1 protein-coding gene is annotated in these 1,004 nt (G+C 69.0%); it reads right to left on the reverse strand.

What is annotated here, in order from left to right:
- Positions 1 to 1,004: non-ribosomal peptide synthetase (locus A5688_RS05900; protein ID WP_165607455.1), on the reverse strand; the 1,004-nt coding region annotated here is incomplete at both ends.

Genomic DNA, 1,004 nt, shown 5'->3' on the forward strand with positions numbered 1-1,004 from the left:
CCCAGGTCGAAGAACGAATCGTCGACCCCGACGCGCTCCACGCCCAGAACGTCGGCGTAGATGCCGGCCAGGATCTCCTCGACCGGGCTGGCCGGAGCGCCATAGCCACCACCGGTGTATCCGGGTGCGGGCAGGGCGCGGGTGTCGAGTTTGCCGTTGACCGTGAGCGGCAGCGCGTCGAGCACCACCAGTGCGGCCGGCACCATGTACTCCGGGAGCCGCTCGGCCAGCGCCGTCCGTGCGGCGCCTGGATCGACAGTCCCCGCGGTCGATTCGGTGAGGTAGCCCACCAGGCGTTTGTCGCCGGGGCGGTCCTCGCGGGCGATCACCACCGCCTGCGCCACCCCATCCAAACTCGCCAGGGCTGTTTGGATTTCGCCCAGCTCGATGCGATAGCCGCGGATTTTGACCTGCTCATCGGCGCGCCCCAGATACTGCAGCTGCCCATCGGTGCCCCAGCGGACCAGGTCCCCGGTGCGATACATCCGCGCACCGGCTCCCCCCAAGGGGCAGGCCACAAATCGCGACGCGGTCAACCCAGAGCGGCGCCAATACCCACAACCCACGCCGCGCCCGGCCACATACAACTCCCCCACCACACCGGCAGGCACCGGACGCAACCACTCGTCGAGCACAAACAACGCAGCACCGGCCACCGGCGACCCGATCGGCGGCGCCCCCGACCCCGCACCCAACGGTGCACTGATCGCCACACACATCGTCGTCTCGGTCGGACCGTAGGCGTTGACTATCATCCGTCCGGATGCCCACCGGTCCACCACCTCGGCCGGGCAAGCCTCAGCGGCCATCACCAACGCCGCCGAACCCAAACCGTCAGGCGACAACACCGCCAGCGCCGACGGGGTATGGGTCAGCACACTGACCTGCTCAGCAACCACGACGTCGTGCAACCCTTGTGGTGAACGGGCCGCCGATTCGGGCACCACCACCAGCCGCCCGCCGCGCAGCAGCGCGCCGAAGATCTCCCAGACCGAGACGTCGAA

Source organism: Mycobacterium mantenii (assembly GCF_001667865.1).
Classification (GTDB): domain Bacteria; phylum Actinomycetota; class Actinomycetes; order Mycobacteriales; family Mycobacteriaceae; genus Mycobacterium; species Mycobacterium mantenii_A.